This is a genomic window from Streptomyces sp. NPDC006372, from assembly GCF_040612515.1.
In the GTDB taxonomy this organism is placed as follows: domain Bacteria; phylum Actinomycetota; class Actinomycetes; order Streptomycetales; family Streptomycetaceae; genus Streptomyces.
This window is the reverse complement of sequence record NZ_JBEXQJ010000007.1, coordinates 248,233-272,812: the sequence shown is the minus strand read 5'-3', so window position 1 is coordinate 272,812 and position 24,580 is coordinate 248,233. Positions and strand designations below refer to the sequence as shown.

Genomic DNA, 24,580 nt, shown 5'->3' with positions numbered 1-24,580 from the left:
AGGACGGACACCCCCCGGCGCGGCCCCGACCCACCGCACCCCGGAAGGCGCTACGCGCACCCCCACCGAAGCAGCCACAGGCCGCCGCAGGCATCAGCGCCAGCGATGCCCGTGCTGCTGCTGCCGCCTCCGCAACACCCCGACAGCCACCACCGCAGCCCCCGCGGCCGCCCCGGCGACCAGCACCGGCCCCGGATGCCGCATCCCGGCCCGCACGGCACCCCGCACCGGCCGAGGCCCCGCATGCGTCGCCTTGTCCTGCACCGTGTGCCCGGCCTGCGCCGCGTTGCTCCGCAACTGCACCGTCATCGCCCCGGCCTTGTCCCGGAGATCGGCCGCCCGGGCCCGCGCACGCCCCTTCACATCAGCTTTCCCCGCCAACTCCTCCACCGTGTCCCCGAGTTCACTCCGAGTCCGCTCGATCTGCTGCCGCAGCTCGTCGGGCCCCTTGGCCCCACCCGTCGCTTCCGTCATCGATGCGCCCTTCCCTTGATCTCCTCCACGTCCGCCCTGACACTGCCGAGAGCCTCCTCAGGCGTGGGAGGCGTGGCCCGCCGCAGCTGTCCCCGGCCGACCGCGGCCAGCACACCCGCGATCACGAACAGCACCCCCGTCACGATGAGCGCCGCGGCCCAGACGGACAGCACGAGCGAGAGCGCGGCGATGCCCGTACCGGCCAGCGCGAGGAACCCGGCGTAGGCGACCGCACCCGCCGCGCCGAGCAACCCACCGCCACGCCCCGCACGCCGCCCCTTCTCGGCCAGCTCCTCCTTGGCAAGAGCCACTTCCTGCCGCACGAGCCGGGAGAGCTGCTCCGCGGCTTGTGAGACGAGCTCGCCCACGGAGTGGTGCTCGTCGCGCACGGCCCGTTGATCCATGGTCCCGGTCACGGTGTTCCGCCTCCTCTCGACGTAGGGACCCCCGAGTACCCGGCCCACCCCCTGCTACCCCTGCGGCGCTCCGCCGTCCCCCCGCTCCCCCAGCCGGGCCAGCTGAGCCTGAAACCAGTCAAGCCGCGCCTGCAACAACGCAGCCTCAGCGACAAGTTCGGACACCCCCACCCCGGCCCCCTCCAACCCGGCCAGGGCCACACCACCCGCACCCACACCCCCGGCCATGTCCCAGGCCCCGGCCCCGGCCACAGCCCCGGCCCCGGCCCCAACCCGCACCCCACCCCCCGCCAACCGAGCGAACCCGGCGAGCGACAGAGCCGGCCGCCGCCCCCGCCCACACCCCCGACAGCACGGCACGAGCCCCCGCCACCCCGGCCGCCCCCACCCGGCCTCGGTCAACGCGTCCGCCAAGGCCCCGCACGCACAGGCCCCCACGGTCACGACCCGCACCCGCTGCCGGGCATAACGGAACCCGCGCTCGAACCTGATGTAGGCCCCGAGGACGGAGACCTCCAGCAGCACGGCCGTCCGGTGCTCGGCGGTGCACAGCAACGCCTCGGCCGCGGCCCGGTCGTGCACACAGTGGAACCCGCAGTCACAGCGACGATGCGGCGCCCGGTGCCGCAGCCCGTACACACAGGACGCTTCGGCCAGCACCCCGTACGGCAGCGCCCCGCCCAGCGACACACCGGTGAACCCGGCCCGGGTGCCGTCCTGGGACAGCATCGGCTGGGCGATCTTGTATCCGGTCGGCGGCTCCGCCGGACGCTCCGCCGGAAGCCGCATCCTCATCGTGTGACCGGAGCTTCCGCCTCTTCCAGGGCAGCCTCCTCGGCCTCCTGGAGGTCGGGAAGTTCGATCTCCTCGTCCCGGTTCTGCGGCAGTTCCTCCGCGACCCCGGTGGCCAGTGCCTTGCCGAGTTTCATGACGCCTCCCTCAGATGCCTGAGATGTAGGGCACTCCACCACGGAAACCCGGAAGCACCCCCGCGGCAACCTGAGCAGGGAGGAGCGGAAACCCGAAAGCATCGCTTACACATACCGAGAAGGAAAATTAACTAGAGCTACACTGTCGTCCCGCCGACACTACTCAGCATGACGACCCCCTTCGGCCGCGCCCTGTGCGCCATGGTCACCCCGTTCACCCGCTCCGGCGCACTGGACCTCGACGGCGCTCAGCACCTGGCCGCCCACCTGGTCACACAGGGCTGCGACGGCTTCGTCCTGTCCGGCACCACGGGCGAGTCACCGACCACCACGGACGCCGAGAAGTCGGCCCTGATCACGGCCGTCCGGGAGGCCGTCGCCGACCGCGCGTCGATCGTCGCGGGCGTCGGCACCGCAGACACCCGGCACACCGTGGACCTCGCCAGGGAGGCCGAGAAGGCGGGCGCGGACGGCCTGCTGGTGACGGCGCCGTACTACAGCAGGCCCCCGCAGGACGCGATCGAGGCCCACCTCCGCGAGATCGCGGACGCGACCGAGCTCCCGCTCATGCTCTACGACATCCCGGTCCGCACCGGCGTCCGCATCGAACCCGAGACGATCCTCCGCCTCTCCGAACACCGCGCGGTCGTCGCGGTCAAGGACTGCTCCAACGACTTCCTCGCCGCCCAGAAGGTGCTGGCCCGCACGGACCTGGCGTACTACGCGGGCTGCGACGAGCACAACCTCGCCCTGTACGCGGTGGGCGGGGCGGGTTACGTCAGCACGGTCGCGAACGTGATCCCGAGCCACCTGCGAGAGGTCCTGGCCGCCTTCGACGCGGGCGACACGACCCGGGCCGCCCGCCTCCAGCAACAGGCCACCCCCCTCATCGAGGCGATCATGTCGGCGGGACTGCCGGGCACCGTCACGACGAAGGCACTGCTGAACACCCTGAGCCTCCCCGCGGGCCCGGTCCGCGCACCCCTGCGACCCGCGGACCGCGGAACGACCCTCGCGCTGCACTCCCTCCACGAGGACCTGACCACCTGATCCACCCGCCTCGGCCGACGGGCCGGCAGGAACGGGCCGGGGCCGTACCGCACCCACGTGCGGCACGTGCGGCACGGCCCCCGGGCGAACCCGCCGTCAGCTCACCTCAGTTCCAGGCGTACCCGTCCCCGAACAGCAGCGTGTGCTCCAGCACGTCCTCCGCCGGGTCGTCGATCTGGCCGACGTGGACGTTGAACAGACCGAACCGGTGACCGTTGTGGGAGCCCGTGCTGGTCTCGTCGGCGTGCGCGGCCCCCGCCGGAAGCCAGCACACCGCCAGTGCCGCGACCACCCCGGCCAGACAGCGCGCCACGGCCCGCCTCCGCTCGTTCCTCATGTCCCGCTCCTCGTTTCGTCGGTTCGGCGTCTGATCGGACACTGCGTCCACCCGTTCATCTGCCGAGGCGGCCGAGAGGTCACGCCGGACAACTCGTACGTGGCCGGTTCGAGCAGAAGGCGTGAAGGGTCAGCGCCCCTTCCCGGCCTCGGGTGACGTGATGCCCTGGCTGGCACGAAGCATGGCCTGGTAGAGGGCGGCGTCCTCCGGCGGGTCCGGAAGCGGGCCACGGGCGGGGGCCCGGAAGGACTGGATCATCCACGCGACGAGGCGGCGCCAGGCGTCGGGGGCGGCGTCGCCGGTGGCGTTGACGACGCCGGCGTTGGCCATGAGCAGCAGCACCAGGTCCCGGCTCGTGAAGTCGTCACGCAGGTGCCCGCTGTCCTGGGCCCGGGCGATGAGGTCGAGGAAGCCGCTGTACGCCTCGGCGCGGCGCGCCTCCAGAGCCTCGGCGGCGGGGAAGGTCATGGTCAGGATGTCCGCGAAGCCGCGGTCGGCGGCCTGCATCGCGCAGACCGTCTCGATGTAGCCGGTGAAGCCGCGCCAGGGGTCCGGATCGGCGAGGGCTTCGGCGGTGGCCCGCGCATAGGCGTCCATCCGGTCCGCGAAGACGGCGGCGACCAGGTCCTCCTTGGTGGGGAAGCGTCGGAACATCGTGGCGATTCCCACCCCCGCCTCCCGCGCGACCGAGGCCATCGACGCGTTCAGTCCGTCGCGCCCGAACACCGTACGTGCGGCGGCGATGATCCGTGCCCTGTTGCGCTCCGCATCGCTGCGCAGTGGCTGTGCCTGGGAGTTCATGCCACCAAGCTAGCAAACTGGAACACCCTATCCAGTTCCCGTGTTACGCTCACCATAACCGGATAGGCCTTTCCGGATCAGAATCGGAAAGCCCTATCCACATCAGTCACCGACCATCGACCACCAACCACCACGAAGGGTTCCCCATGTCCTCCATCGCCATCGTCGGAGCCGGCCCCCAACTGGGCCTGGCCATCGCGCGCACGTTCGGCTCCCGCGGCTACGACGTCGCCCTGATCGCCCGCGACCGGGCCAAGCTCGACGACCTGGTCGGCAAGCTGGCCGCGGACGGCGTCACCGCCGCAGCCTTCCCCGCCGACGTACTGGACCGCGACGCGCTCACCGCGGCGCTCCAGGACGCCGCCACGCATTTCGGTGGCATCGACGTCCTGGAGTACTCACCGGTCGGCTCTTTCCAGTCGACCGTCCTCACCACGCCGGCCACGACCGACCCGTCACATGTGCAGCACGAGATGGAGTTCCACGGCGATCGCCGCCACACAGGCGGTGCTGCCGGCGATGCGCGCGGCCGGCGCGGGCACCCTGCTGTACACCACCGGGGCAGGATCCATCGACCCCGTGCCGCAGGTCGGCAACGTCAACGCAGCCGCCGCGGCATTGCGCAACTGGGCGGTCAACCTGCACAAGGAACTGGCAGGCACCGGCATCCAGGCCGCCCACGTCGGCATCGACGTCTCCATCGGCATGTCGGTCGTCCCCGGATTCCCGACGGCCGAGCCCGAGCAGATCTCCCCCGTCTACTGGGAACTGCACACCACCCACCGCGACGAGGCCGAGCGCGTTTTCAGCCTCTGACACGACACCTGTGGCTCGCCGACGAACACCGAAAGCGCCCTTCCCGGACCTGCTTCGGGAAGGGCGCTCAGATGACCACGGGACATGGCCGCCGATGATCAGTTGTGGCTGTGCAGGACCTCGTTCAGCCCACCCCAGACAGCGTTGTTCGGCCGGGCCTCGACCGCGCCGGTGACCGAGTTGCGGCGGAAGAGGATGTTGGACGCGCCGGAGAGCTCGCGGGCCTTGACGATCTGGCCGTCGGGCATGGTGACGCGGGTGCCGGCGGTGACGTAGAGACCGGCCTCGACCACGCACTCGTCGCCGAGGGCGATGCCGACGCCCGCCTCGGCGCCGATCAGGCAGCGCTCGCCGATGGAGATGATGACGTTGCCGCCGCCGGACAGGGTGCCCATCGTCGAGGCGCCGCCGCCGATGTCCGAGCCGTCGCCGATCACGACACCCGCGGAGATGCGGCCCTCGACCATCGACGTGCCGAGCGTGCCGGCGTTGAAGTTGACGAAGCCCTCGTGCATCACGGTGGTGCCCTCGGAGAGGTGCGCACCGAGGCGGACCCGGTCGGCGTCGGCGATGCGGACGCCCTTCGGGGCCACGTAGTCCGTCATGCGCGGGAACTTGTCGACGGAGGTCACCTGGAGGTGCAGGCCCTCGGCGCGCGCGTTCAGCCGCACCTTCTCGATGTCGTCGACGGCGACCGGGCCGAGCGAGGTCCAGGCGACGTTGGCGAGGAAGCCGAAGATGCCGTCCAGGCTCTGGCCGTGCGGCTTGACCAGACGGTGAGAGAGCAGGTGCAGGCGCAGGTAGACGTCGTGCGCGTCGATCGGCTTCTCGTCGAGCGAGGCGATGACCGTGCGGACCGCGACCACCTCGACGCCGCGGCGGGCGTCCGGGCCGATCGCCGCGGTGGCGCCACCGCCGAGCAGTTCCGCGGCCTGTTCGGCGGAGAGCCGCTCGGTGCCGGACGGGCCGGGCTCGCCCGCCAGTTCGGGCGCGGGGAACCAGGTGTCGAGGACGGTGCCGTCGGCGGCGATCGTGGCGAGGCCGGCGGCCACGGCGCCGGTGGTGCGAGGAGCAGTCGTGTCGGTCATACCGGCAACCTAACCGGCGGACACCGGTCGATGCGAACCGGTGCGGGGGCGTCTCACGGGACGGGCGGTATTCGCCCCACCGAGGCGCCCCTCAACAGCGCGAACGGCCTCACCACAGGCCTCCCGTCGGGTCCCGCCCCAGCAGCACGGACGCCTCACCACAAGCGCCGCATCGGGTCCGCCCAGCAACGCGGACGACCTCACCACAGGCCTCCCCTCGGGCCCCGTCGGCATCACTCCGGGGCCCCGGCGAGTACCCGTTCCAGCACCTCCCGCGCATACGCCTCGTCGTACGGCACGCCCGTAAGAAGCACCTGGAGACAGATGCCGTCCACGACCGCCACCAGCGCCCGCGCGGTCACCGGATCCGTGCGCCGGGACAGCAGCTCGGCGACCCCCTCGGCCCACTCGGCGGCGACCGGCCGCAGGGCGGGCCGGCGCAGGGCGGCGAGGTACAGCTCGTACTCCAGCTCGACCCCCGTACGGTCACCCGCGAGCCACTCCCCCATCCATCCGGCGAGTTCGGCCGCCAGGTCGGTCCGGGGATCCTCCAGACCGCCCCGCGAGGCGACCACCTTGGCGAAGCCTTCGTTGGCCTGCCGCAGCGCGGCCACCAGCAGCTCGTCGAGGGTCTTGAAGTGGTACGTCGTCGAGCCGAGCGGCACGTCGGCCTCGGCGGCGGCGGTGCGGTGGCTCAGCCCTGCGATGCCTTTCGCCCCGACGACCCTGATCGCCGCGTCGATGATCCGCTGCCGCCGCTCGGGGTCGTGGCGCCGGGGCATCAGTGGGCACCCCCCAGGTTCAGCACCACGACCCCGACGATGATCAGCGCGATACCGGCGGCCTTGGCGGCGTTCATCCCCTCTCCCATGAAGACGATCCCGATCGTCGCGATGGCGGCGGTGCCGACACCGGCCCAGATCGCGTAGGCCGTGCCGACGGAGACGGTCTTCAGTGTCTGGGCGAGCAGCGCGAAGGAGACGAGGTACCCGAGGAGCGTGAGCACCGAGGGCCCGAGCCGGCTGAAGCCCTCGCTGTACTTCATGGCGGTGGTCGCGCCCACTTCGGCGGCGATGGCCGCGGAGAGCAGCAGATAACCCATATGTACAAGCGTACTCAACATCTGTACATGCGTACACAACGGAAGTCCGGAAACCGCTCTCTCCAAACGGCTCCCAGAGATCCACGACCTCCACTACGGTGTCACCGATCACACACCGGGCCACCACAACTGCGCCGCCGTCAAGGGTGCCCGTCGGAGGAAAACAGCGCATGTCAGAAGAGAAGTCCCGGCCCCCGCAGGACCGCCCGTGGGAGAACGGCTGGGCCCCGGACACCACCCGGGCACCGGGAACCCGTCGGCTGTGGCTGGCGGGAGCCCTCGCGGTGGCCACCGTCACCGCGTGCGTGACGGCGATCACGGTGATGGACAGCCGGCCGGGCGAGCCGACCCCAGCGGCGGCGCAGCCGTCGACCCTCAGCAGCTCGGCCCCGGGCGGCCTGATCTCGTTCGCGACGCCCTCCGAGAAGGGCACGGACAAGCCCCGCAAGGAGCACGGCCGCCCGTCGCCGACGCCCACGACGAGCGCGCCGCCCAGCCCTGACGCCAAGCCCGAGCACCATGAGAAGAAGCCCTCGTCGCCGGCGCCCGGCCGCACGTCGAAGCCGCCGAAGCCCCCGGCCACGCACGGGACGTCCATACGCTCGGTCAACTACCCCGACCGCTACTGGCAGATCAGCGGCGGCTACGTCACCCTCGCCGCGCCCGGCTCGGCCTCGGACCGCGGCGACGCCACCTTCGAGCGGGTGGCGGGCCTGGCCGACTCCTCCTGCTACTCCTTCACCACGGCCGACGGCGGCTACCTCCGCCACCGCAACTTCGTCCTGCGCGCGGAACGCAGCGACGGCTCCTCCCTGTTCGGCAAGGACGCCACGTTCTGCCCCCGCCCGGCGTCCCACTCCGGCGCGGTCATGCTGGAGTCGGTGAACTACCCGGGCCGCTTCCTGCGCCACCGCAACTTCCAGCTCCGTCTGGAGCCGTACCAGCACGACGGCCTGTACCGCGCGGACTCGGCGTTCCGGCTGGTGGCCGGCCTCGGCTGAGCATGGACAAAGGGGCGGCACCCGGGAGGGTGCCGCCCCTTTCGTCCGTCGGTGATCTCAGACGTTGAAGCCGAGAGCCCGAAGCTGCTCCCGCCCGTCGTCCGTGATCTTGTCGGGGCCCCACGGCGGCATCCAGACCCAGTTGATGCGCAGTTCGCTGACGAGGCCGTCCGTGGCGGACTTGGCCTGGTCCTCGATGACGTCCGTCAGCGGGCAGGCCGCCGACGTCAGGGTCATGTCGACGGTCGCGATGTTCGACTCGTCGACGTGGATGCCGTAGATGAGGCCGAGATTGACGACGTCGATGCCCAGCTCGGGGTCGACGACGTCCATCAGGGCCTCACGGAGTTCCTCCTCCGAGGCCGGCTTCATCTCCACGGTCTCGCTCATGCCGTCGTCTCCTTCTCGGCGTCGGCTCCGCCCAGCACCTGGGCCGTCGCGTCCTTCCAGGCCATCCAGCTCAGCAGGGCACACTTGACCCGGGCCGGGTACTTGGACACCCCGGCGAACGCGACCGCGTCCTCCAGGATCTCCTCCATCGCGTCGTCGGGCTCCAGCTTCCCCTTGGACTGCATCAGCTCCAGGAAGGTCTCCTGGATCTTCCGCGCGTCCGAGAGGTCCTTGCCGACGAGGAGGTCGTTCAGGACGGACGCGCTCGCCTGGCTGATCGAGCAGCCCTGGCCCTCGTACGAGACGTCCTCGATCGTCGTGCCGTCGTACTTCACGCGCAGCGTGATCTCGTCACCGCACGTCGGGTTGACGTGGTGCACCTCGGCGTCGCCATCCCGCAAGCCCCGGCCGTGCGGGTGCTTGTAGTGGTCCAGGATGACTTCCTGGTACATCGAATCCAGCTTCACGGTTTCCGCACGCCTCTCAGCCGAAGAAGTTCCGTACGTGCTCCAGGCCGTCGACCAGTGCGTCGATCTCGGCCGGCGTGGAGTACAGATAGAACGACGCTCGCGTGGTCGCAGGAATTCCGTAGCGCAGGCAGACCGGCCGCGCGCAGTGGTGACCGACCCGGACCGCGATGCCCTGCTCGTCGAGGACCTGGCCCACGTCGTGCGGGTGGATGTCCCCGAGGGTGAAGGAGATCGCCGCGCCGCGCTCCTCGGCCGTCGTGGGGCCGATGATCCTGAGGTCCGGGACCTCCAGCAGCCGCTTCACCGCGTACTCGGTGAGCGCGTGCTCGTGAGCGAGGACCTTGTCCATGCCGATCGAGTTGAGGTAGTCGATCGCCGCGCCGAGCCCGACCGCCTGGGCGATCGGCGGCGTGCCCGCCTCGAACTTGTGGGGGGCCGGGGCGTAGGTCGAGGAGTGCATCGACACCGTCTCGATCATCTCGCCGCCGCCGAGGAAGGGGGGCAGGTCCTCCAGGAGCTCCTGGCGGCCCCAGAGGACGCCTATGCCGGTCGGGCCACACATCTTGTGGCCGGTGAAGGCCACGAAGTCGGCCTGGAGGGCCTGCACGTCCAGCGGCATGTGCGGCGCGGCCTGGGAGGCGTCGACGCAGACCAGGGCGCCGACCTCCTGGGCGCGGCGCACGATCGCCTCGACCGGGTTCTGGGTGCCCAGGATGTTGGAGACCAGCACGAAGGAGACGATCTTCGTCTTCTCGGTGATGACCTGGTCGATGTTCGACAGGTCCAGGCGGCCGTCGTCGGTCAGGCCGAACCACTTCAGCTTCGCGCCCGTGCGCTGCGCGAGCAGCTGCCACGGCACGATGTTGGAGTGGTGCTCCATCTCCGTGATGACGATCTCGGTCTCGGAGTCCACGCGGTAGGGCTCGTCGGCCCAGCCCAGCATGTTCGCCACGAGGTTCAGCGACTCCGAGGCGTTCTTGGTGAAGATCACCTCGTCACGGCTGGGCGCGTTGATGAAATCCGCGACCTTGTCGCGCGCGCCCTCGTACAGCGCCGTGGCCTCCTCGGCGAGCACATGCACACCGCGGTGGACGTTGGCGTTGTAGCGCTCGTAGTACTCGCTCAGGGCGTCCAGTACCTGGCGCGGCTTCTGGCTGGTCGCCGCGTTGTCCAGGTACACGAGCTTCTGACCGTCGTGGACCTGGCGGTCCAGGATGGGGAAGTCCTTGCGGATCGCCTCGGTGTCGAGGAGGCCCGGCAGCTGTGTCACGCGGATGCGCCACCCTTCTGGTATGCCTCGTAGCCCTCGTTCTCCAGCTTGTCGGCGAGCTCGGCGCCGCCGGACTCGACGATCCGGCCGCCGGAGAAGACGTGCACGTGGTCGGGCTTGATGTAGCGGAGGATGCGCGTGTAGTGGGTGATCAGCAGGGTGCCGACCTCGCCCGTCTCGCGGACGCGGTTCACACCCTCCGACACGACGCGCAGGGCGTCGACGTCCAGACCGGAGTCGGTCTCGTCGAGGATGGCGACCTTCGGCTTGAGCAGCTCCAGCTGGAGGATCTCGTGGCGCTTCTTCTCACCGCCGGAGAAGCCCTCGTTGACGTTGCGCTCGGCGAAGGCCGGGTCCATGTTGAGGCGCTGCATGGCCTCCTTGACCTCCTTCACCCAGGTGCGCAGCTTGGGGGCCTCGCCGCGGACGGCGGTGGCGGAGGTGCGCAGGAAGTTGGAGACGGAGACGCCGGGGACCTCGACCGGGTACTGCATGGCGAGGAACAGGCCGGCGCGGGCGCGCTCGTCGACGGACATCTCCAGGACGTCCTCGCCGTCGAGGGTGACGGTGCCGCCGGTGATCGTGTACTTCGGGTGACCCGCGAGGGAGTAGGCGAGGGTCGACTTGCCCGAGCCGTTGGGGCCCATGATGGCGTGCGTCTCGCCCTGCTTCACGGTGAGGTCGACGCCCTTGAGGATCTCCTTCGTGGCGTTGTCGGCCTCGACGGTGACGTGCAGGTCTCGGATTTCAAGCGTTGCCATGGGTGCCTCAGGACTCCTGGGTGAGGGAGACGAGCACGTCGTCCCCTTCGATCTTTACGGGGTATACGGGGACGGGGCGCGTCGCCGGAAGGGCGTCGGGCTTGCCGGAGCGGAGGTCGAAGCGCGAGCCGTGCAGCCAGCACTCGATGTGGCAGTCGTCGACCTCGCCCTCCGCCAGGGAGACGTTCGCGTGCGAGCAGATGTCGTGGATCGCGAACACCTCGCCCTCGGTCTGCACGATGGACAGGGGCGTGCCGTCGAGTTCCACCCGCTTCGGGGTGTCCTCCTCCAGTTCGCCCAGCCCACAGACGCGTACGAATGCGGTCATCCGACCGACGCCTCCAGCTCCTCCTCGATCTTGGCGATCAGGCGCTCCTCGATGTCGGGGAGGCCGATCTGCTGGACCAGCTCGGCGAAGAAGCCGCGGACCACCAGTCGGCGGGCCTCGAACTCCGGGATGCCGCGGGCCATGAGGTAGAAGAGCTGCTCGTCGTCGAAGCGGCCGGTCGCCGAGGCGTGGCCGGCGCCGACGATCTCGCCGGTCTCGATCTCGAGGTTCGGTACGGAGTCCACGCGCGCGCCGTCCGTGAGGACCAGGTTGCGGTTCATCTCGTACGTGTCGGTGCCCTCGGCCGCGGCCTCGATGAGCACGTCGCCGATCCACACCGCGTGCGCGTCGTCGCCCTGGAGCGCGCCCTTGTAGACGACGTTCGACTTGCAGTGCGGGACGTTGTGGTCGACCAGGAGGCGGTGCTCCTGGTGCTGGCCCTGGTCGGTGAAGTACAGGCCGAACAGCTCGGCCTCGCCGCCGGGGCCGGCGTACTGCACGCGCGGGTGCAGCCGGACGACGTCGCCGCCGAAGGTGACGACGACCGACTTGAAGGAGGCGTCGCGGCCGACGAGGGCGTTGTGCTGGGCGATGTGGACGGCCTTGTCGTCCCAGTCCTGGACGGAGACGACGGTGAGCTTGGCGCCGTCGCCCAGGAGGTAGTCGACGTTGGCGGCGAGCACCGCGTCACCGGTGTGGTCGATGACCACGACGGCCTCGGCGAAGGCGCCCAGCTCGATCACCTGGTGGCCGAAGGCGGTGCCGCCCTCGCCGTGCACCGAGATGCGGATCGGCTCGGTGAGGACGGTCTCCTTGGGGACGGTCACGACCCCGGCCTTCTCGAACGCCGAGTAGGCCTGGGCGGCGACGCGGTCCACCGGGGTGCCCGCCTTGCCGATCCGCGCGTCGTCACGGCCGACGGTCTGGACGGTGACGCCCTCGGGGGCCTGGACGTCGACCTTCACGCCGTTGCCGCCCGCGACGGCGGTGCCGTCGTGCAGCCCGCGCAGGCGCTCCAGCGGGGTGAACCGCCATTCCTCCTCCCGGCCGTGCGGGACGGGGAAGTCCGCGACGTCGAAGGAGGGCGGGGCGCTCATGCGTGTGGCGACGGTCGACTCGGCCGCCACCGCGATCGAGCCGGTGGTGGTGGAGCCCACCGGGGTGTTCTGGGCCTCAGCCATGGCTGTCGTAGTGCTCGCTTTCCGTTGCGTAAGGGGCTTGATGGGGCTGCGGACCGGAATTAACCGACCGCGCCTTCCATCTGCAGCTCGATCAGCCGGTTGAGCTCCAGCGCGTACTCCATGGGGAGTTCCTTGGCGATGGGCTCGACGAAGCCGCGCACGATCATCGCCATGGCCTCGTCAACGCTCAGGCCGCGGCTCATCAGGTAGAAGAGCTGATCCTCGGAGACCTTGGAGACGGTCGCCTCGTGGCCCATGGACACGTCGTCCTCGCGGACGTCCACGTAGGGGTAGGTGTCCGAGCGGGAGATGGTGTCCACCAGCAGCGCGTCGCACAGCACGTTCGACTTGGAGCCCGGGGCGCCCTCGCCGATCTCGATGAGACCGCGGTAGGAGGTGCGGCCGCCGCCTCGCGCCACCGACTTGGAGACGATGTTCGAGGACGTGTTGGGGGCCATGTGGACCATCTTGGCGCCCGCGTCCTGGTGCTGGCCCTCGCCGGCGAAGGCGATGGACAGGGTCTCGCCCTTGGCGTGCTCGCCCATCAGGTAGACGGCCGGGTACTTCATCGTCACCTTGGAGCCGATGTTGCCGTCGACCCACTCCATGGTCGCGCCCTCGTAGGCCACGGCGCGCTTGGTGACCAGGTTGTAGACGTTGTTCGACCAGTTCTGGATGGTCGTGTAGCGGCAGCGGGCGTTCTTCTTGACGATGATCTCGACGACCGCGGAGTGCAGCGAGTCCGACTTGTAGATCGGGGCGGTGCAGCCCTCGACGTAGTGCACGTAGGCACCCTCGTCGACGATGATCAGGGTCCGCTCGAACTGGCCCATGTTCTCCGTGTTGATGCGGAAGTAGGCCTGGAGCGGGATCTCCACGTGGACGCCCGGCGGCACGTAGATGAAGGAGCCGCCCGACCACACGGCGGAGTTCAGCGACGCGAACTTGTTGTCGCCGACGGGGATGACGGTCCCGAAGTACTCCTTGAAGAGCTCCGGGTGCTCCTTCAGGGCCGTGTCGGTGTCGAGGAAGATGACGCCCTGCTCCTCCAGGTCCTCGCGGATCTGGTGGTAGACGACCTCGGACTCGTACTGGGCGGCGACACCGGCGACGAGGCGCTGCTTCTCCGCCTCGGGGATGCCGAGCTTGTCGTACGTGGCCTTGATGTCCTCGGGCAGGTCCTCCCAGGACGCCGCCTGCTTCTCCGTGGAGCGCACGAAGTACTTGATGTTGTCGAAGTCGATCCCCGACAGGTCCGAGCCCCAGTTCGGCATGGGCTTCTTCTCGAAGAGGCGCAGGCCCTTGAGGCGGAGCTTGGTCATCCACTCCGGCTCGCTCTTCTTGTCGGAGATGTCCCGGACGACGTCCTCGTTGATGCCGCGCTTCGCGGAGGCGCCGGCCGTGTCGGAGTCGGCCCAGCCGTACTCGTACTTGCCCAGGCCCTCGAGCTCAGGGTGGGCAGTCTCCGTGGGGAGAGTCATGCGGGGTTCCTCCCGGCCGTGCTTGCAGATGCGTTGTGGGAAATCTTGGGGATGAACGTCGTGCAGACGCCGTCGCCGTGCGCGATGGTGGCGAGCCGCTGTACATGCGTACCGAGCAGCTCGGCGAAAAATTCCGTCTCCGCCTCGCACAGCTGGGGGAACTGCTCGGCGACATGGGCGACCGGGCAGTGGTGCTGGCAGAGCTGCTCACCCTTCTGGGGGTGGGGCGCGCTGCGCGCCGTAGCAGCGTACCCGTCCGCGCTCAGGGCCTTGGCCAGCGCTTCGGTCCGCTCTTCGGGCGTGGCGGCCTCGACCGCCTTGCGGTACGCGCCGGCCTGCGCGGCGATCCTGGCGCGGGCGAAGGCGGCGATCGCCTCGTTGCCTCCCTCGCGGTCGGCGATCCAGCGCAGGGCGTCCGCGGCGAGCTTGTCGTACGACTGGTCGAAGGCGTCCCGGCCGCAGTCCGTCAGGGCGAACACCTTGGCCGGGCGGCCGCGGGTGCGCGCGCCGTAGACCCTTCGCTCGCGTGCCTCGACGACACCGTCGCCCGCGAGGGCGTCGAGGTGCCGGCGTACGGCCGCCTGGGTGAGACCCAGGCGCTCGGCGAGCTCGGCGACGGTCGACGGGCCGTGGTCCAGGATGGACCGCGCGACTCGGTTGCGGGTGGACCGCTCCCCGGTCGCGAGCTCCTCCTGCGGGGTCCCCGTGGGGGTCTCCCGAGCCTCGCCGACGTTTTTCACAACGCCATTGTTGCGTAATTCTTCGGGGACGGGCAAGCCACGTCCGTCCGGCTCGACGGTGCCCTACGTCACTTAGGTATACCTAATCTGACCTGCGGAAACGATCTCTGATCGATCAAACGGGTGGCATGCCGAGGTCACTTCGGGGAGACTCCCGAACCATGTCCACACCCCCTCCGACCGGCCCACTTGTCACTCGGGACACGCTGCGCACGCAGCTGTGCGAGCTGGGCGTGCGGCCCGGTGAGACCCTCCTCGTGCACTCCTCGCTCAGCTCGCTCGGCTGGGTCAACGGCGGGGCCGTCGCGGTGGTGCGAGGACTGCTCGACGCGGTCGGCCCGGAGGGCACGCTGGTGGTTCCGACCCAGACCGGCGACCTGTCGGACCCGGCGCTGTGGAGCAATCCGCCCGTGCCCCCGCAGTGGTGGCCGGCGATCCGCGCCACGATGCCCGCCTACGACCCGCGCACCACGCCCTCCCGCGGGGTCGGCGTCGTCCCCGAGACCGTGCGCACCTGGCCCGGCGCGGTGCGCAGCGCGCACCCGCAGACCTCGTTCGCGGCGCTCGGCCGGCGTGCGGCGGAGGTCGTCGACGGGCACGCCTCGGACTGCCGGCTCGGCGAGCGCAGCCCGCTCGCGAAGCTGGAGGCGATGGGCGCCCGGGTGCTGCTGCTCGGTGCCGGCTACGCCTCCTGCACCAGCTTCCACCTCGCCGAGTACCGGATACCGTCCCCGCGCGTCGCCGTCGGCAGGCCGGGCCCCGAGGGCTGGGAGACCGTGGTCGAGGTGTCCATCAGCTCCGACCGCTTCGACGAGCTGGGCTACGACTTCGAACGGGACCGGCCGGTCGTCCGCGGGAAGGTGGGGGCCGCCGAGGCGCGCCTCTTCCCGGTGACGGACGCCGTGGCCTACGCCGAACGGTGGCTGGCGGTCCACCGCCCCCGCGAGGAGGAGTTCCAGCACCCCCCGGTCTGAGGCCCGTCCGGCCTACCTAGACTCTGGACTCATGCGAAGTGAGCCCGTGGTCCAGGTCCAGGCCCTGGTGAAGCGGTACGGCACGAAGACCGCGGTGGACGGGCTCGACCTGGTGGCCCGGGAGGGCGTGACCGCCGTGCTCGGCCCCAACGGGGCGGGCAAGACGACCACGGTCGAGACCTGCGAGGGGTACCGGAAGCCGGACTCCGGCACGGTGCGCGTCCTGGGCCTCGACCCGGTCAGACAGTCCCGGGACCTGCGGCCCCGCGTCGGCGTGATGCTCCAGTCCGGCGGCGTCTACTCGGGCTCCCGTGCCGACGAGATGCTCCGCCACGTGGCCAGGCTGCACGCGCACCCGCTGGACGTGGACGCGCTGATCGAGCGCCTGGGCCTCGGCTCCTGCGGCCGTACGGCGTACCGGCGGCTGTCGGGCGGGCAGCAGCAGCGGCTCGCCCTCGGGATGGCCGTGGTCGGACGCCCCGAGCTGGTGTTCCTGGACGAGCCGACCGCCGGCCTCGACCCGCAGGCCCGCCACGCCACCTGGGACCTGGTCCGGGACCTGCGCGCCGACGGCGTCTCGGTCATCCTCACCACCCACTACATGGACGAGGCGGAGCAGCTCGCCGACGACGTGGCGATCATCGACGCGGGCCGGGTCATCGCCCAGGGGTCGCCGGAGGAGCTGTGCCGCGGCGGCGCCGAGAACACGCTCCGCTTCTCCGGCCGCCCCGGACTGGACGTCGGCTCGCTGCTGAAGGCCCTCCCCGCCGACTGCTCGGCCGCGGAGCTGACCCCGGGTTCGTACCGGGTGATCGGCAAGGTCGACCCCCAGCTGCTCGCGACCGTCACCTCCTGGTGCGCCCAGCACGGGGTGATGCCGGAGAAGATCTCGGTGGAACGGCACACCTTGGAAGACGTCTTCTTGGAGCTCACGGGTAAGGAGCTGCGTTCGTGACCGCCACCGGCACCTATGCGCCGAAGCCGGGGGCCGCGCCCCTCCCCCGCATGATCGCAGCGCAGGCCGCGCTCGAGACGAAGATGCTGCTGCGCAACGGCGAGCAGCTGCTGCTGACCGTCGTCATCCCGACCCTGCTCCTGGTGCTCTTCAGCACCGTGGACATCGTCGACACGGGTGCGGGTGAGGCGGTCGACTTTCTCGCGCCCGGCATCCTCGCGCTCGCGGTGATGTCGACCGCCTTCACCGGGCAGGCGATCGCGACCGGTTTCGAGCGCCGCTACGGCGTCCTGAAGCGGCTCGCCTCCTCGCCCCTGCCCCGCTGGGGCCTGATGACGGCGAAGACGCTGTCCGTCCTGGTCACCGAGGTGCTCCAGGTGGTGCTGCTGACGGTGATCGCCTTCGCACTCGGATGGGAGCCGCACGGCAACCCGTTCGCCGTCCTGCTGCTCCTGGTCCTCGGCACGGCCGCCTTCTCGGGCCTCGGCCTGCTGATGGCCGGGACACTGAAGGCCGAGGCGACGCTCGCCGCCGCCAACCTGGTGTTCCTGCTGCTGCTCGTGGGCGGCGGGGTCGTCGTCCCGCTCGACAAGTTCCCCTCCGGCGCGCAGGACGTGCTCGGCCTGCTGCCCGTCTCCGCGCTCTCCGACGGCCTGCGGGACGTCCTCCAGCACGGCGCCGCCATGCCCTGGGGCGACGTGGGGATCCTCGGCGTCTGGGCAGTCCTGGGACTGGCTGCGGCCGGCCGGTTCTTCCGCTGGGAGTGAGCCCATGACCGACCCTCGTGAAAGCGTGCACAAGCGGCGTCCTACGATGGGACGCGTGCCAAAAGTGACCCGCGCCGACGCCAGGGCGGCCGTGCGCAACCCGCTCGCCTTCATCGCCGACCGCTGGACCCCGGAACCCCGGACGGTCCAGCGCGCGGCTCTGTCCGCCATCATGATGTCGGTGCTCATCGTGGTCACCGGCGGTGCCGTCCGGCTGACCGGCTCGGGCCTCGGCTGCCCGACCTGGCCCAAGTGCACCACCGACTCGCTCACCACCACGAGCGCGATGGGCTTCCACGGCGCCCTCGAGTTCGGCAACCGCATGCTGACGTACGTGCTGTGCGCCGCGGTCGGCTGGGCGATCATCGCCGCGCGTTCGCAGAAGCCGTACCGGCGCGGCCTGGTCCGGCTGGGCTGGGCGCAGTTCTGGATCGTGATGAGCAACGCGGTGCTCGGCGGCATCGTGGTGCTGGTCGGTCTCAACCCGTACACGGTCGCGGCCCACTTCGTGGCGACCTCGGCGCTGATCGCGGTGGCGACGGTGATGTGGCAGCGCGTCCGGGAGGGCGATGCCCCGCCGCGCCCGCTGGTCGGCAAGGCCGTGCAGCAGCTGGTCTGGTTCCTGGTCGCGGCGGCCGTCCTGCTCATCCTGGTCGGCACGGTGGTCACCGGGGCGGGCCCGCACGCCGGTGACTCCAGCGAGGTCGAGCGGATGCCGGTCGACTGGGAGACGGTGAGCAAGCTGCACGCCGTGCTGGCGTGGATCGTGGTGACGCTGACGTTCGCCCTGTGGTTCGTCCTCAAGGCGGTCGACGCGCCGCGCGGCCCGCTCCACCGCACCCGTGAGCTGTTCCTGGTCCTGCTCGCACAGGGCGTCATCGGCTACGTCCAGTACTTCACGGACCTGCCCGAGGTCCTGGTCGGCCTGCACATGCTGGGCTCGGCCGTGATGTGGATCTGGGTGCTGCGGGTGGTGCTGTCGCTGCGCGAACGGCCGGAGACCGTGGCCGACCTCCCCGGCCCCGCCACCGAGGCGACCCTCACCAAGGCCTAGTCAAGCCCGTACACCCGGCGCGCGTTCCCCGACGCCAGCATCCGCGCGACCCGCTGCGCGTCGGAGAGTGACCAGGCGCCCTCGGCGACCCAGGTGCCGAGCACCCGGCCGAGAGCCTCGCGGAACAGCCGGGCGCCCACCACATGGAGCTCGGGCAAGCCCTGGGCGCCGCTGGAGAAGAGGATCTTGCCGAACGGCGCCAGCTCCAGGATCTCCCCGAGGACGGTCGCGGCCCGGGCGCCGGTGCGGACCAGGGCGGCTCCGCAGTCGACGTAGACGTGCGGGAAGACACCGGCGAGATGGGCCGCGTGCCGGTGGTACGGGTAGCCGTGCAGCAGGACCAGGTCGGTACCGAGACCGGCCGTGGCCCGCACGAAGTCGGTCAGCAGCACCGGATCCGTACGGTCGATCCGCAGGCCCGGCGCGCCGAGCCCCGCGTGCAGCTGCAGCGGCAGCCCCGAGGCGACGGCGCTCCACAGCAGGTGCCGCAGCAGCACGGGATCACTCAGCTCCCCGCCGACCCGGCGCCCCGCGAGCCAGCGGCCGGCAGCCCCCCGCACCTCCCCCGGCCCGGGCGGTTCCGGCGCGAGCGCGAGGCCGTGCCGTACGCCCGCGACGGAGGTGAAGGCGACGGCGTTCGCGGCGGCGACGTGCACGGACTCGGCGAGGTTGGCGAGGAAGGAGTCGACGGTCCCCGAGGTGTCGGCGACCTGCTCGGCGAGCAGTTCCAGGCGCACGATCTCGTGGGCCTCGGCGGCTCCGGCGGAGGCCAGCTCGCGGGGCTCTGTGAGGTCGCCGGGCAGGCCGGTGTCGACGAGGTACGTCGTGATGCCGCTGCCGCGCAGGAGCCGGCGGCCGGACTCCAGGACGCCCAGTTCGCGGCGGCGGGCCAGGTAGCGGGCGGGTGTGCAGTGCGGTTCGAGGCCGAGCAGGGGTGGGCACCAGCGCCGCACGGCGAAGCCCGTCTGGGTGTCGAAGAGGGTGGTGCCGGGGGCGGGTGGGCCCTCGGTGCGGCTGAGGTGGGCCTCGAAGGTGCCGAGGCCCAGCTCTGTGCGGAGTACTCCGTGGCAGTACTGGTCCACCAGTGACGGCGTTTCGATCATCCGGGCCTCCCGGTGTGGACCCTGTTGTTCTCAAGGGTCCTAACGGGTGAACCAGGTTCGAGGTCGCGGTCCCGGAGGGGGGTGCGGGTGATTCGGCGGCTGCGGGCGGAGTGTGGCGTGTCGCGCAGTTCCCCGCGCCCCTGAAAAGGTCAGTCGTTCCTGGGGCCGCCGACCTGGATGCCCGCCATGCGGGACCACTCGTAGCGGCCCGTCTTGACCTTGGCCGCGAAGTCGCCGTCGAAGGACTCGTGGGCCGTGATGCCCGACTTCTCCACGGCCTTCTCGGCGATCTCGTACGACGGGGCCACCAGGTCGCCCCAGTTGCCGTCCTCGCCGACCAGGACGATGCGGGCGCCGCGCTCGCCGAGGTAGGCGACCTGGCCCTCGGCGCCGCCGTGGGCCTTGGAGAAGGAGGTGATCTGCTGGGCGAGCCGGGCGACCTTGCGCTCGGCCTTCGGGTCAACCTGCTGCGTGTCTGCCATGACCAGGATGCTACTCACGAGTAGATCGACTGGCGAGGGCAGGGCCCTGTGACGTACACCCGTGCGTCAGCGCAGGAAGGGGTCGACCGCGACCGCCACGAACAGCAGCGAGACGTAGGTGATCGACCAGTGGAACAGGCGCATCTCCTTCAGCTTCGCGCCCGTGATCTCCGCCTTGGCGCGGTTCTGCAGGCCGTGTGCCTCCCAGAGCCAGAAGCCACCGGCCAGGAGGGCGACCGCCGTGTAGAACCAGCCCGTGTAGCCGAGCGGGGTGAGCAGGAGGGAGACGCCGACCATGACCCAGCTGTAGATCACGATCTGCTTGGCGACCACCTTGTTGGAGGCGACCACCGGCAGCATCGGCACGCCCACGCGGGCGTAGTCCTCCTTGACCTTCATGGACAGCGGCCAGTAGTGCGGCGGCGTCCAGAAGAACATGACGAGGAACAGGATGACCGGCGCCCAGGACATGGAGTTGGTGACCGAGGACCAGCCGATCAGCACGGGCAGACAGCCCGCGATCCCGCCCCACACGATGTTCTGCGAGGTACGGCGCTTGAGGATCATCGTGTAGACGACGACGTAGAAGAGGAGTGCGCCGAGCGAGAGCCACGCCGAGAGCCAGTTCACCGCGAGGCCGAACAGCAGGGTGGAGACGATCGCCAGGGTGATCCCGAAGGCGAGGCACTCGCGCGGGCTGACCATGCCGGTGACCAGCGGACGCTGCGAGGTGCGGTCCATGAGCGCGTCGATGTCGCGGTCGATGTACATGTTGAGCGCGTTGGCGCCGCCCGCCGACAGGTAGCCGCCGACACAGGTCAGCAGCACCAGCGTCAGGTCGGGCACCCCCTGCTCGGCCAGGAACATCACCGGCACGGTGGTGATCAGGAGGAGCTCGATGATCCGCGGCTTGGTGAGAGCCACGAACGCCTTGACACGGGCCCCGAACGGCCGGTGGGCCGGGCTCTGGTCCGCCCCTAGCATCCCCGCTGGACGGGATTCAACGGCCGTCACGCACACCCCTACAGAGACATCCCAGCAAGCCTCACCCGTGTGAAGTCCCGGTAAAGGCTCGCGCGTACCACGCCACTTTAGACGTTGCCCAGAGTCGGACATTCGCGGGGGTCGGGTCGTGTTGGCAGGGGGCTCCCGAAGGGCGCGTGGAAGCTCGATTGAGCACCCGGATGAGCGGCTCCGTATTCACCTGTCGAATGCGGTACGGCCCAGTCAGGAGGCGGATCGGGACGAGCCCCGGCACTCTTGAGTGACTCGAAAGAACGCACGTCCCGCGGGGGTAGGCTCGACTGCGGCCGGTGGGCGCCCCGATACACCGGCATCCGACATGTGGAGAGGAGCCCTGACCCAGGGTGAGCACCAAGCCGACCACCACAGACCTCGAGTGGACCGAGTTGGACCAGCGGTCCGTCGACACCGCGCGTGTCCTGGCCGCCGATGCCGTACAGAAGGTCGGTAACGGCCATCCGGGTACGGCGATGAGCCTGGCGCCTGCCGCCTACACCCTCTTCCAGAAGGTGATGCGGCACGACCCGGCGGACGCCGACTGGGTCGGACGTGACCGCTTCGTGCTGTCCGCCGGCCACTCGTCCCTGACCCTCTACACCCAGCTGTACCTGGCCGGCTTCGGCCTGGAGCTGGACGACCTGAAGTCCTTCCGCACCTGGGGTTCGAAGACCCCCGGCCACCCCGAGTACGGGCACACCACCGGTGTGGAGACCACGACGGGCCCGCTCGGGCAGGGTGTGGCGAACGCGGTGGGCATGGCGATGGCCGCCCGCTACGAGCGCGGCCTGTTCGACCCGGAGGCCGCCGAGGGCGAGTCGCCGTTCGACCACTTCGTCTACTGCATCGCCGGTGACGGCTGCCTCCAGGAGGGCATCTCCTCCGAGGCCTCCTCGCTCGCGGGCCACCAGAAGCTCGGCAACCTGATCCTGCTGTGGGACGACAACCACATCTCGATCGAGGGCGACACCGAGACCGCTGTCTCCGAGGACACCGTCAAGCGGTACGAGGCCTACGGCTGGCACGTGCAGCGGGTGGAGCCGAAGGCCGACGGCGACCTGGACCCGGCCGCGATCTTCGAGGCGATCCAGAAGGCCAAGGCCGTCACGGACAAGCCGTCGTTCATCGCGATGCGCTCGATCATCGCCTGGCCGGCCCCGAACGCCCAGAACACCGAGGCGGCGCACGGCTCGGCGCTCGGCGACGACGAGGTCGCGGCGACCAAGCGGGTCCTGGGCTTCGACCCGGAGCAGAGCTTCGAGGTGGCCGACGAGGTCATCACGCACACCCGCAAGGCGCTGGAGCGGGGCCAGGCCGCGCGTGCGGTGTGGGAGAAGGCGTACCAGCAGTGGCGGGACAACAACCCCGAGCGCGCAGCCGAGTACGACCGGATCGCCAAGGGTGAGCTGCCCAAGGGCTGGGAGGAGAAGATCCCGGTCTTCGAGGTCGGCAAGGGCGTGGCCACGCGTGCCGCCTCCGGCAAGGTCCTCCAGGCCCTCGGCGCGGTCGTCCCCGAGCTGTGGGGCGGCTCGGCGGACCTGGCGGGCTCCAACAACACCACGATCGACAAGACCAGTTCCTTCCTCCCGGCGGACAACCCGCTGCCGGAGGCGGACCCGTACGGCCGCACGATCCACTTCGGTATCCGCGAGCACGCGATGGCCGCCGAGATGAACGGCATCGCGCTGCACGGCAACACGCGGATCTACGGCGGCACGTTCCTGGTCTTCTCCGACTACATGCGCAACGCGGTGCGGCTGTCGGCGCTGATGCACCTGCCGGTGACGTACGTGTGGACGCACGACTCCATCGGTCTGGGCGAGGACGGCCCGACGCACCAGCCGATCGAGCACCTGGCGTCGCTGCGGGCGATCCCGGGCCTGAACGTCGTGCGCCCGGCGGACGCCAACGAGACCGCGATCGCCTGGCGCGAGATCCTCCGGCGCTGGACGAAGGAGTTCGGCAAGGGCCAGCCGCACGGTCTGGCGCTGACCCGGCAGGGTGTGCCGACCTACGAGCCCAACGAGGACGCCGCCAAGGGCGGTTACGTCCTGTTCGAGGCTGACGGCGGCGAGCCCGAGCTGATCCTCATCGCCACCGGCTCGGAGGTGCACGTCGCCGTCGAGGCGCGCGAGCAGCTCCAGAGCGCCGGCGTGCCCACGCGCGTGGTGTCCATGCCGTCGGTGGAGTGGTTCGAGCAGCAGGACCAGGGGTACCGGGACAGCGTCCTGCCGCCGTCCGTCCGGGCCCGTGTCGCGGTGGAGGCCGGTATCGGTCTCACCTGGCACAAGTACGTGGGGGACGCCGGCCGCATCGTTTCCCTGGAGCACTTCGGTGCTTCGGCCGACGGCAAGGTCCTCTTCCGCGAGTTCGGCTTCACTCCCGAGAACGTGGCCGCCGCCGCGCGGGAATCGATCGCCGCAGCTCAGCGCTGACGCTTATACACGACACGTAGGAGATGGAATTTCCATGACAGACGCACTGAAGCGCCTCTCCGAGGAAGGCGTGGCGATCTGGCTGGACGACCTGTCGCGCAAGCGGATCACGTCCGGCAACCTCGCCGAGCTGATCGACCAGCAGCACGTCGTGGGCGTCACCACCAACCCGTCGATCTTCCAGAAGGCGATCTCACAGGGCGACGGCTACGACACGCAGCTGACCGACCTCGCCGCCCGCAAGGTCACCGTCGAAGAGGCCATCCGCATGATCACGACGGCGGACGTCCGTGACGCCGCCGACATCCTGCGCCCGGTCTTCGACGCCACCGGCGGCCAGGACGGCCGGGTCTCGATCGAGGTCGACCCGCGCCTGGCGCACAACACGCGGGCCACGGTCGCCGAGGCCAAGCAGCTCGCCTGGCTGGTGGACCGGCCCAACACCCTCATCAAGATCCCGGCGACCGAGGCGGGCATCCCGGCCATCGCCGAGACCATCGGCCTGGGCATCAGCGTCAATGTCACGCTGATCTTCTCCCTGGAGCGCTACCGCCTGGTCATGGACGCGTTCCTGACCGGCCTGGAGAAGGCCAAGGAGCGCGGCCTGGACCTGTCGCAGATCCACTCCGTGGCGTCGTTCTTCGTGTCCCGCGTGGACACCGAGATCGACAAGCGGATCGACGCGCTGGGCACCGACGAGGCCAAGGCCGCGCGCGGCAAGGCCGGTGTCGCCAACGCCCGGCTGGCCTACCAGGCGTACGAGGAGGTCTTCTCCTCGGACCGCTGGAGCGCCCTGGAGAAGGCGGGCGCCAACAAGCAGCGTCCGCTGTGGGCGTCCACCGGCGTGAAGGACAAGGCGTACAAGCCCACCCTCTACGTCGACGAGCTGGTCGCGCCCAACACGGTGAACACCATGCCGGAGGCGACCCTGTTCGCCACGGAGGAGCAGGGCGAGATCCGCGGCAACGCCGTCGCCGGCACGTACGAGCAGGCCCGCGCCGACCTCGACGCGGTCGAGAAGCTCGGGATCAAGTACGACGACGTGGTGCGGCTGCTGGAGGAGGAGGGCGTCGAGAAGTTCGAGGCGTCCTGGACCGATCTGCTGAAGTCGACCGAGGCCGAGCTTCAGCGCCTCGCCCCCTCGGAGGGCTGAAC

Annotated in this window: 29 protein-coding genes and 1 pseudogene; 10 read left to right on the top strand and 20 right to left on the bottom strand. The window is 70.3% G+C overall.

Going from position 1 to position 24,580, the window contains the following annotated elements:
* Window positions 1-93: 93 nt before the first annotated feature.
* Genes ABZ016_RS15350 through ABZ016_RS15335 form a run of 4 tightly spaced genes read right to left on the bottom strand, consistent with a single transcriptional unit; the run spans window position 94 to window position 1,819 of the window.
* Window positions 94-474 (bottom strand): DUF3618 domain-containing protein, encoded by a 381-nt coding sequence (locus ABZ016_RS15350; RefSeq protein ID WP_356917076.1) that lies wholly within the window; start codon window positions 472-474, stop codon window positions 94-96.
* Window positions 471-890, bottom strand: coding sequence for a phage holin family protein (locus ABZ016_RS15345; protein WP_356917075.1), 420 nt, complete (start codon window positions 888-890; stop codon window positions 471-473). Before ABZ016_RS15345 ends, ABZ016_RS15350 begins: the two co-directional genes overlap by 4 nt.
* 54 nt (window positions 891-944) lie before the next feature.
* A complete protein-coding gene (locus ABZ016_RS15340; protein WP_356917074.1) occupies window positions 945-1,685 on the bottom strand; it encodes a hypothetical protein in 741 nt (246 codons plus the stop codon).
* Window positions 1,682-1,819: a hypothetical protein gene (locus ABZ016_RS15335; protein ID WP_356917073.1), complete on the bottom strand. Its 138-nt coding sequence runs from the start codon at window positions 1,817-1,819 to the stop codon at window positions 1,682-1,684. The genes ABZ016_RS15340 and ABZ016_RS15335 overlap by 4 nt, the downstream gene beginning before the upstream one ends.
* 168 nt (window positions 1,820-1,987) lie before the next feature.
* Here ABZ016_RS15335 and dapA point away from each other — a divergent pair, with 168 nt between their 5' ends.
* Window positions 1,988-2,869 carry a 4-hydroxy-tetrahydrodipicolinate synthase gene (gene dapA / locus ABZ016_RS15330; RefSeq protein WP_356917072.1) on the top strand — a complete coding sequence of 294 codons (882 nt, stop codon included), beginning with the start codon at window positions 1,988-1,990 and terminating at the stop codon, window positions 2,867-2,869.
* A gap of 106 nt (window positions 2,870-2,975) precedes the next feature.
* Here the strand turns inward: dapA and ABZ016_RS15325 are convergent, their stop codons facing one another.
* Both ABZ016_RS15325 and ABZ016_RS15320 read right to left on the bottom strand, forming a co-directional pair.
* Window positions 2,976-3,206 (bottom strand): hypothetical protein, encoded by a 231-nt coding sequence (locus ABZ016_RS15325; RefSeq protein WP_356917071.1) that lies wholly within the window; start codon window positions 3,204-3,206, stop codon window positions 2,976-2,978.
* Window positions 3,207-3,335: 129 nt separating this feature from the next.
* On the bottom strand, window positions 3,336-4,007 hold the full coding sequence (locus tag ABZ016_RS15320) for a helix-turn-helix domain-containing protein (RefSeq protein WP_356917070.1): 672 nt from the start codon (window positions 4,005-4,007) through the stop codon (window positions 3,336-3,338).
* Between the two features lie 146 nt (window positions 4,008-4,153).
* Here ABZ016_RS15320 and ABZ016_RS15315 point away from each other — a divergent pair.
* Window positions 4,154-4,339 (top strand): annotated as a pseudogene (locus ABZ016_RS15315) (SDR family NAD(P)-dependent oxidoreductase); the annotation flags it as partial.
* Window positions 4,340-4,466: 127 nt separating this feature from the next.
* Window positions 4,467-4,823 carry a hypothetical protein gene (locus tag ABZ016_RS15310; protein WP_356917090.1) on the top strand — a complete coding sequence of 119 codons (357 nt, stop codon included), beginning with the start codon at window positions 4,467-4,469 and terminating at the stop codon, window positions 4,821-4,823.
* Window positions 4,824-4,921: 98 nt separating this feature from the next.
* Here ABZ016_RS15310 and dapD read toward each other — a convergent pair whose 3' ends face one another.
* The 3 genes from dapD to ABZ016_RS15295 form a co-directional block, all read right to left on the bottom strand.
* On the bottom strand, window positions 4,922-5,911 hold the full coding sequence (gene dapD, locus ABZ016_RS15305; protein ID WP_356917069.1) for a 2,3,4,5-tetrahydropyridine-2,6-dicarboxylate N-succinyltransferase: 990 nt from the start codon (window positions 5,909-5,911) through the stop codon (window positions 4,922-4,924).
* A 233-nt stretch (window positions 5,912-6,144) separates the two neighbouring features.
* The gene (locus tag ABZ016_RS15300) at window positions 6,145-6,693 is read right to left on the bottom strand and encodes a TetR family transcriptional regulator (protein ID WP_356917068.1); all 549 of its coding nucleotides are present in this window, start codon (window positions 6,691-6,693) and stop codon (window positions 6,145-6,147) included.
* Window positions 6,693-7,013, bottom strand: coding sequence for a multidrug efflux SMR transporter (locus tag ABZ016_RS15295; protein WP_356917067.1), 321 nt, complete (start codon window positions 7,011-7,013; stop codon window positions 6,693-6,695). Before ABZ016_RS15295 ends, ABZ016_RS15300 begins: the two co-directional genes overlap by 1 nt.
* 170 nt (window positions 7,014-7,183) lie before the next feature.
* On the opposite strand from ABZ016_RS15295, the gene ABZ016_RS15290 reads away from it, so the two are divergent.
* A complete protein-coding gene (locus ABZ016_RS15290; RefSeq protein WP_356917066.1) occupies window positions 7,184-8,014 on the top strand; it encodes an AbfB domain-containing protein in 831 nt (276 codons plus the stop codon).
* A gap of 57 nt (window positions 8,015-8,071) precedes the next feature.
* On the opposite strand, the gene ABZ016_RS15285 is transcribed toward ABZ016_RS15290, so the two are convergent.
* From ABZ016_RS15285 to ABZ016_RS15250, 8 genes are read right to left on the bottom strand one after another with little or no spacing between them, the layout of a single operon-like run.
* Window positions 8,072-8,404, bottom strand: coding sequence for a metal-sulfur cluster assembly factor (locus tag ABZ016_RS15285; protein WP_003989431.1), 333 nt, complete (start codon window positions 8,402-8,404; stop codon window positions 8,072-8,074).
* Window positions 8,401-8,871, bottom strand: coding sequence for a Fe-S cluster assembly sulfur transfer protein SufU (gene sufU / locus ABZ016_RS15280; protein WP_345665501.1), 471 nt, complete (start codon window positions 8,869-8,871; stop codon window positions 8,401-8,403). Before sufU ends, ABZ016_RS15285 begins: the two co-directional genes overlap by 4 nt.
* A 16-nt stretch (window positions 8,872-8,887) precedes the next feature.
* Entirely contained in the window at window positions 8,888-10,144 is a 1,257-nt protein-coding gene (locus tag ABZ016_RS15275; protein ID WP_356917065.1) for a cysteine desulfurase, read from the bottom strand.
* Window positions 10,141-10,905 (bottom strand): Fe-S cluster assembly ATPase SufC, encoded by a 765-nt coding sequence (gene sufC, locus ABZ016_RS15270; protein ID WP_356917064.1) that lies wholly within the window; start codon window positions 10,903-10,905, stop codon window positions 10,141-10,143. The genes ABZ016_RS15275 and sufC overlap by 4 nt, the downstream gene beginning before the upstream one ends.
* A gap of 7 nt (window positions 10,906-10,912) precedes the next feature.
* Window positions 10,913-11,233: a non-heme iron oxygenase ferredoxin subunit gene (locus ABZ016_RS15265; RefSeq protein WP_356917063.1), complete on the bottom strand. Its 321-nt coding sequence runs from the start codon at window positions 11,231-11,233 to the stop codon at window positions 10,913-10,915.
* The gene (gene sufD, locus ABZ016_RS15260; protein WP_356917062.1) at window positions 11,230-12,414 is read right to left on the bottom strand and encodes a Fe-S cluster assembly protein SufD; all 1,185 of its coding nucleotides are present in this window, start codon (window positions 12,412-12,414) and stop codon (window positions 11,230-11,232) included. The genes ABZ016_RS15265 and sufD overlap by 4 nt, the downstream gene beginning before the upstream one ends.
* Window positions 12,415-12,473: 59 nt before the next feature.
* The gene (sufB, locus tag ABZ016_RS15255) at window positions 12,474-13,895 is read right to left on the bottom strand and encodes a Fe-S cluster assembly protein SufB (RefSeq protein WP_356917061.1); all 1,422 of its coding nucleotides are present in this window, start codon (window positions 13,893-13,895) and stop codon (window positions 12,474-12,476) included.
* Window positions 13,892-14,635 carry an ArsR family transcriptional regulator gene (locus ABZ016_RS15250; protein ID WP_356917060.1) on the bottom strand — a complete coding sequence of 248 codons (744 nt, stop codon included), beginning with the start codon at window positions 14,633-14,635 and terminating at the stop codon, window positions 13,892-13,894. Before ABZ016_RS15250 ends, sufB begins: the two co-directional genes overlap by 4 nt.
* Window positions 14,636-14,796: 161 nt before the next feature.
* Here ABZ016_RS15250 and ABZ016_RS15245 point away from each other — a divergent pair, with 161 nt between their 5' ends.
* The 4 genes from ABZ016_RS15245 to ABZ016_RS15230 are packed head-to-tail and all read left to right on the top strand — an operon-like array spanning window position 14,797 to window position 18,385.
* Complete coding sequence (locus ABZ016_RS15245) at window positions 14,797-15,609, top strand: AAC(3) family N-acetyltransferase (RefSeq protein ID WP_356917059.1); 813 nt, start codon at window positions 14,797-14,799, stop codon at window positions 15,607-15,609.
* Window positions 15,610-15,640: 31 nt separating this feature from the next.
* On the top strand, window positions 15,641-16,564 hold the full coding sequence (locus ABZ016_RS15240) for an ABC transporter ATP-binding protein (RefSeq protein ID WP_356917058.1): 924 nt from the start codon (window positions 15,641-15,643) through the stop codon (window positions 16,562-16,564).
* 50 nt (window positions 16,565-16,614) lie between these two features.
* Window positions 16,615-17,331, top strand: a complete 717-nt coding sequence (locus ABZ016_RS15235; RefSeq protein ID WP_356917088.1) for an ABC transporter permease — start codon at window positions 16,615-16,617, stop codon at window positions 17,329-17,331.
* 46 nt (window positions 17,332-17,377) lie between these two features.
* A complete protein-coding gene (locus tag ABZ016_RS15230; RefSeq protein WP_356917057.1) occupies window positions 17,378-18,385 on the top strand; it encodes a COX15/CtaA family protein in 1,008 nt (335 codons plus the stop codon).
* On the opposite strand, the gene ABZ016_RS15225 is transcribed toward ABZ016_RS15230, so the two are convergent.
* The 3 genes from ABZ016_RS15225 to ABZ016_RS15215 form a co-directional block, all read right to left on the bottom strand.
* Complete coding sequence (locus ABZ016_RS15225; protein ID WP_356917056.1) at window positions 18,382-19,488, bottom strand: amidohydrolase family protein; 1,107 nt, start codon at window positions 19,486-19,488, stop codon at window positions 18,382-18,384. The two genes, ABZ016_RS15230 and ABZ016_RS15225, sit on opposite strands and share 4 nt — an antisense overlap.
* 149 nt (window positions 19,489-19,637) lie before the next feature.
* Entirely contained in the window at window positions 19,638-19,970 is a 333-nt protein-coding gene (locus ABZ016_RS15220; RefSeq protein WP_356917055.1) for a hypothetical protein, read from the bottom strand.
* A 66-nt stretch (window positions 19,971-20,036) separates the two neighbouring features.
* Window positions 20,037-20,954, bottom strand: a complete 918-nt coding sequence (locus ABZ016_RS15215; protein ID WP_356917054.1) for a heme o synthase — start codon at window positions 20,952-20,954, stop codon at window positions 20,037-20,039.
* Between the two features lie 383 nt (window positions 20,955-21,337).
* On the opposite strand from ABZ016_RS15215, the gene tkt reads away from it, so the two are divergent.
* Window positions 21,338-23,425 (top strand): transketolase, encoded by a 2,088-nt coding sequence (gene tkt, locus ABZ016_RS15210; RefSeq protein ID WP_356917053.1) that lies wholly within the window; start codon window positions 21,338-21,340, stop codon window positions 23,423-23,425.
* 34 nt (window positions 23,426-23,459) lie between these two features.
* Window positions 23,460-24,578, top strand: coding sequence for a transaldolase (tal, locus tag ABZ016_RS15205; RefSeq protein WP_356917052.1), 1,119 nt, complete (start codon window positions 23,460-23,462; stop codon window positions 24,576-24,578).
* Window positions 24,579-24,580: the final 2 nt, after the last annotated feature.

Bases quoted from the DNA above. Each gene is read 5' to 3' on its own strand.
- dapA (WP_356917072.1), top strand. From the start codon at position 1,988: ATGACGACCCCCTTCGGCCGCGCCCTGTGCGCCATGGTCACCCCGTTC.
- ABZ016_RS15340 (WP_356917074.1), bottom strand. From the start codon at position 1,685: ATGAGGATGCGGCTTCCGGCGGAGCGTCCGGCGGAGCCGCCGACCGGA.
- ABZ016_RS15325 (WP_356917071.1), bottom strand. From the start codon at position 3,206: ATGAGGAACGAGCGGAGGCGGGCCGTGGCGCGCTGTCTGGCCGGGGTG.
- ABZ016_RS15215 (WP_356917054.1), bottom strand. From the start codon at position 20,954: ATGCTAGGGGCGGACCAGAGCCCGGCCCACCGGCCGTTCGGGGCCCGT.
- ABZ016_RS15320 (WP_356917070.1), bottom strand. From the start codon at position 4,007: ATGAACTCCCAGGCACAGCCACTGCGCAGCGATGCGGAGCGCAACAGG.
- ABZ016_RS15235 (WP_356917088.1), top strand. From the start codon at position 16,615: ATGATCGCAGCGCAGGCCGCGCTCGAGACGAAGATGCTGCTGCGCAAC.
- ABZ016_RS15245 (WP_356917059.1), top strand. From the start codon at position 14,797: ATGTCCACACCCCCTCCGACCGGCCCACTTGTCACTCGGGACACGCTG.
- ABZ016_RS15285 (WP_003989431.1), bottom strand. From the start codon at position 8,404: ATGAGCGAGACCGTGGAGATGAAGCCGGCCTCGGAGGAGGAACTCCGT.
- ABZ016_RS15310 (WP_356917090.1), top strand. From the start codon at position 4,467: ATGTGCAGCACGAGATGGAGTTCCACGGCGATCGCCGCCACACAGGCG.
- tal (WP_356917052.1), top strand. From the start codon at position 23,460: ATGACAGACGCACTGAAGCGCCTCTCCGAGGAAGGCGTGGCGATCTGG.
- ABZ016_RS15240 (WP_356917058.1), top strand. From the start codon at position 15,641: ATGCGAAGTGAGCCCGTGGTCCAGGTCCAGGCCCTGGTGAAGCGGTAC.
- ABZ016_RS15225 (WP_356917056.1), bottom strand. From the start codon at position 19,488: ATGATCGAAACGCCGTCACTGGTGGACCAGTACTGCCACGGAGTACTC.
- sufD (WP_356917062.1), bottom strand. From the start codon at position 12,414: ATGGCTGAGGCCCAGAACACCCCGGTGGGCTCCACCACCACCGGCTCG.
- ABZ016_RS15265 (WP_356917063.1), bottom strand. From the start codon at position 11,233: ATGACCGCATTCGTACGCGTCTGTGGGCTGGGCGAACTGGAGGAGGAC.
- dapD (WP_356917069.1), bottom strand. From the start codon at position 5,911: ATGACCGACACGACTGCTCCTCGCACCACCGGCGCCGTGGCCGCCGGC.
- ABZ016_RS15230 (WP_356917057.1), top strand. From the start codon at position 17,378: ATGGGACGCGTGCCAAAAGTGACCCGCGCCGACGCCAGGGCGGCCGTG.
- ABZ016_RS15335 (WP_356917073.1), bottom strand. From the start codon at position 1,819: ATGAAACTCGGCAAGGCACTGGCCACCGGGGTCGCGGAGGAACTGCCG.
- sufC (WP_356917064.1), bottom strand. From the start codon at position 10,905: ATGGCAACGCTTGAAATCCGAGACCTGCACGTCACCGTCGAGGCCGAC.
- ABZ016_RS15220 (WP_356917055.1), bottom strand. From the start codon at position 19,970: ATGGCAGACACGCAGCAGGTTGACCCGAAGGCCGAGCGCAAGGTCGCC.
- ABZ016_RS15295 (WP_356917067.1), bottom strand. From the start codon at position 7,013: ATGGGTTATCTGCTGCTCTCCGCGGCCATCGCCGCCGAAGTGGGCGCG.
- sufB (WP_356917061.1), bottom strand. From the start codon at position 13,895: ATGACTCTCCCCACGGAGACTGCCCACCCTGAGCTCGAGGGCCTGGGC.
- ABZ016_RS15350 (WP_356917076.1), bottom strand. From the start codon at position 474: ATGACGGAAGCGACGGGTGGGGCCAAGGGGCCCGACGAGCTGCGGCAG.
- ABZ016_RS15290 (WP_356917066.1), top strand. From the start codon at position 7,184: ATGTCAGAAGAGAAGTCCCGGCCCCCGCAGGACCGCCCGTGGGAGAAC.
- ABZ016_RS15300 (WP_356917068.1), bottom strand. From the start codon at position 6,693: ATGCCCCGGCGCCACGACCCCGAGCGGCGGCAGCGGATCATCGACGCG.